Origin of the sequence: uncultured Succinivibrio sp., assembly GCF_902756765.1 — a bacterium.
Classification (GTDB): domain Bacteria; phylum Pseudomonadota; class Gammaproteobacteria; order Enterobacterales; family Succinivibrionaceae; genus Succinivibrio.
In genome coordinates this window covers 1-4,468 of record NZ_CACVSS010000119.1, presented here as the reverse complement: position 1 = coordinate 4,468, position 4,468 = coordinate 1, and the positions used below count along the sequence as shown (strand labels likewise).

The following is a 4,468-nucleotide window of genomic DNA, read 5'->3' as shown; positions in this document are numbered from 1 at the left end:
GTAACAGTGAACTATTAGGTACCTCGATTTTTGGTCAGGATCTGATCTAAGATCAATGGGGACCTGTTTCAATTATTCTAGCCTAAATGACACTGAGGATCTGCCAGAATAACGTGTTTTTCTTTAAAAAGTGATGATTAAGCGGAGATTTGAGGAATAGAGTAACACTCTAATCTTGGGTAGGTAAGTTAGAGTCTTGGATTATTCTCATCAAGGTATCTTCTGTAATCGTAAGGAGCTAGCCCTTTAACGTCAATCTTGTCAAAGTCTATGAAGTTACGCTTGTCATACATGGCTATAAGCTCCTTAGTCACAGAGCCATCGGCATGTGTCACAACGAATTTTTCTTTCTTTGGCATGGTCAGCCCCATAGCACAGCCTCGACCTTCTCGTTCTAAAAGCTGCATGCGGTATTTAATATTTGCAACTAGCCAGATTATATAGGACAGAACAGGAACTCTGTTTAAAATACAGGTGTTAACAATGGTCTGATAATCAGCGAAGGCATGTCCTCCATCTTCTGAGGCAATTGTCATGAATGCTTTTCTTGAGCAGATTCCTAACTTCAGACTGCGTTCTGCTTTAGAGGTTGAAAGCTCAATATCCGCACTTTCAGTGAAGCGCTTAAGCTCAGTTTCATAGTTGAGCAGATAAATAAGGGCTGCAGACTCAGGATAACGTTTATTCTGAGTAAATCTGATTACACCCTCTTTAGATACTCTAGGTACAATAATTTTAGGATTGTTGGCAATATAAAGTCTGATGGTATCAAACAGAGTATCTGCAATTGGTCGCGAATACTTAGTTCTGGCCTTTAGTAAATCCTGTTTAAATTCTTCGGTGGTGCAGATATAGTCATGCTTTCTGACTACACAGGAGTCAATAACAAACAGAGCGTTTATCAGATAGAATATGATCAGCAGAGCTACACTGTTATCAGTCAGTTTCTTTCCTTTTTTAGTCTGGCGGTACTTCTCCAGATTATCCTTGAAATCAAAGAAAGAGGAGCTTTCAGGCAACAGCTGGCTGTATATATCAAGCATTCTGTTATTGCGTAAGTATTTCCACAGACCCCGTCTTCCATGAGTCATACAGCGGCAGCTCTTCAGAAATACGCCTTCAATTTTATTTAACTCTTTGATGCCGGCATCATATCCTGCATAGCCATCTGTTAGCAGGTATTTTGTTACAACATTGCCGTCCTGATTTTTTAAATTATTCTTGAGTATATCAATTACCACATCAGCACTGCGTGATGGAGATACACAGTACCAGGAAGCCTGTAATGCTGAAGTCCAGGAGGAATTCAGAGTCCAGATTTGAGATTTGATGCCTTTACCTTCTGTCTGCTTTATTCTGGCGGTCTCATTTACCCTCAATGTACTCTCATCCATGATAATGACAGGACAGTTGCACAGGATATCCTTTTTAATCTGTTTGGTAACAGAATGCAGATAAGCTCTGGCGAAGGCGTTGATTGCGCCTGTTAAATGCTCTCTTCCTAGGTCAAAGCCGTTTCCTTCAAAGTAACAGAATATTCTGTTCTTAGGAGCTCCAAGCTGGGAAAACTGGGTTCCGCAGATGGCAAATAATGCTGTAGAGAGTTTTGATTTTATAAAGGCAGGCGCATGACCAAAAACTTCGGCGTTAAAACCGAAAGGATTGATGACAGGAAGCTTTCCGTCTTTATAGATAAAAGCGTTCTCTGAAGGCAGACTGTTGTCGGTAACTGCGTCCTGAGTATTTCTGATTTGTCTGTAAAGCTTCTTTCGTTCGCGCTGGACTATTGCTGTATTGCTTACAGAATCTGCATCTGAATCTGAATGTGGAGTATCAGCTAAAGCTGATTCATTAGCGGTTTTATCTGTCTTAGACGCGTTCTGAACGAGTCCCGTTTGTGTCTCTGACATGTTCTGAACGTGTTCGGAACTTGTCTTGGATGCACTCGAAGCCTTGTCTGAATTCTCAACCGTGGAGGCAGAATTTCTGGTAAAACTAACCTGAGTGAATTCAGCTGGATTGAGTTCATACTGAGCTCCACAGGTGCAGCACCTGACAAGCTGAACAGAAGTCAGAACCTTTCTGATATTCTGCAGACTGCCATCCGCAGTCAGAGTTTCATTAATGCGCTTGTTCTTATGCAGATATTTGAAGTCACGCTGACAACCACACTCCTCGCAGTACATTGTAATATCCTGTTTACCACCGAAGGAGATAATGCCTGCAACTGTATTACCGGAGGTTGTGGAGACATAGTGTTTTTCTTTTCTTAAGGTCTCATTAAGACTGCTGGTATCATTTTTGAATTCTTCGGCGGAATTCTTAATTAGAGAGGTTATTTCTGAAAGACCTTCTGTTCCTGATTTTATTCTGGTGGTACAGCCAGACAAGATCACATTATCAACCTGCTCTGGTGTCAGTCCTTCAGGATTGTCTTTAACAGAAGCTGCTTTTATTTTATCTGCAGGAACCTTTAATTCAGAGGATTGTTCTTCAAAATCCTTCTCATCACGATCTTCTCGGGTAAATGTCGCAGCTTTTTCAAGCTCAGAAGCTCCATATTTCTGGGCTTCTGCATCAGAACTGTAATCCTCATTGTCCGGTAGAGCCTGTCCTTTCTTAGTTTTTTCAGAGGTTCCCAGACCAAGGGCAACATTGCGATGAGTGTAAAGGGCAGATAGACTGTTTAAGAGGCAGGTTATCAGTCCCTCAAAGTAAATGTTTAGTGATTTGAGGTTATAGATGTCAACCGATGGGATGTTTTCATCTTTGAGGCAGTCAAAGAAATCGTAATGACGCTCACGGACGTTATCCAATGCATTAGTCATTAAATCTTTGAAACTGTTAACTGTTTGGGTTAGCTTTGAAATTTCATCCTGTTTTTTTGATATTTCTTCCTTCTTTTGGGAAATTTCTTCCTTTGTTTTATTTAGCTCAGTTGTTGTAAATGAAAGCTCATTGAGAGTGGATTTAAGCTTTGATTCTGTATTGTTGAGATCCTGTTTTACAGTAGAAAGCTGCACTCTTGTCTGAGTTAAGGTATTCTCCTGAGCTTGCAGCTTTTCATTGCTTTTTGAAAGCTCTCCTCTGAGATTCTGAATGATTTTGGTCTGATTTTCAGCCTGTTGCTGCATCTTTTTTTCATAATAGGCAGCTATTTCCTCTTTTGTCATTGAGGAAAAATCTATATCTCCGGATTTAGTTCCGGAAGGTGATTTCTTAGCTCTTTTTCTGAAAAACTTAATCATGCTCTTTAGGTCTGAAAGTAAAAATAGTTTTACTATCTTACTGAAAAAACAGAGTGATTAATAGATCCAAAAACTATACATGTTTTTTGAATTTAAACTATGCACTATAGTTTCTGTTTCAGTTAACAGGCTATCTTGAGAGGAAAAGCTTTGTCTGGCGCTGTCCCCTCCATCAGAAGTGTCTCCAACTCGTCGCGAGTCAAATGAATAGGTATCTGCTCCTCATCAAGCATTACCTGGAATCTGCCTGTGTTAAGAATACGTGTTGTACAGTCCACACCGCAGGGATCTATATGAAGTATCTTACAAATCGTTTTACGCTTATTGAAGGTAACCACTGTGATCTCATCGATCCCATTCCATTTGACACCAAGTGAGTTTGAGGAAATCATTGCTAATAGTCTGTGCATGCCAAAACGACCACAAACTGGTTCACGAACCATATAGATTCTGCCGGTTTCGGATAAAATAGACATTTTTTCCTCCCTATGAATTTATTCCGCTGAGGATTCTGGTAATGACATCCTCTGCTTCCCTTTGTGCAGGGTTAAAGGTTATTAGAATGTCATTGAATTTGATTTTTATATAGCCATGTGGACTTCGGCTATTTTTAAAGTTTTGTCTTGGTCTGTTTGAATGATGACTGTTTCGCTGAGGATACCAGCGATTATAAGTTCTGGAGTTGAAGTTATCTGTCTTTACGGGATGTTCTTCTTTAGCTACGGGTGTTGTGGTGTGTGCCGCTGGTAATTTAGAACTATCCTCAACTTTAGATTCAATAGAAATCACCTGCACCTCATTTTTCTCAGCAGAAGAAAACTCCTCAGAGGCCTGGCTCTTCATCTTTTTGCTGATATCAAAAATACTTGATTTGGAGATACCTAGCTGATCAGCAATTGAAGACAGAGAATAATTTCTGTCTCGCAACTCTTTTATCTGGACACAAAGACTTGCAAAGGCAAGCTTCTCTCTTCTAGAATAAATGTCTGTTCCAAGATGATCTCTGCCAATGCGGTCAATAGTCATTTTACTGAGCTTATACTTGTGGCCAAGCTGATATGCACTAAGAGTAGAGGTGGTGATATCTTTAATGATCTCTCTGGTTGTCTTAGGATCAATTTTAATTGTTGCCATGGTGACACACTCCTTAACAAAATTCGTTGCTAGAAGTGTAGTTTTTTATCAACTGAAAAAATAGGTACCTAATAGGCAACTGTTAC

At 39.9% G+C, this 4,468-nt stretch carries 3 protein-coding genes; all 3 read right to left on the bottom strand.

The genetic code is table 11. The features are described from left to right. Window positions 1–188 precede the first annotated feature (188 nt). Entirely contained in the window at window positions 189–3,248 is a 3,060-nt protein-coding gene (locus tag QZU45_RS10955) for a transposase (RefSeq protein ID WP_295355238.1), read from the bottom strand. Window positions 3,249–3,370: 122 nt separating this feature from the next. After that, complete coding sequence (gene tnpB / locus QZU45_RS10950; protein ID WP_295355236.1) at window positions 3,371–3,724, bottom strand: IS66 family insertion sequence element accessory protein TnpB; 354 nt, start codon at window positions 3,722–3,724, stop codon at window positions 3,371–3,373. 10 nt (window positions 3,725–3,734) lie between these two features. Continuing rightward, entirely contained in the window at window positions 3,735–4,382 is a 648-nt protein-coding gene (locus QZU45_RS10945; protein ID WP_295355234.1) for a hypothetical protein, read from the bottom strand. Between the last annotated feature and the right edge of the window lie 86 nt (window positions 4,383–4,468).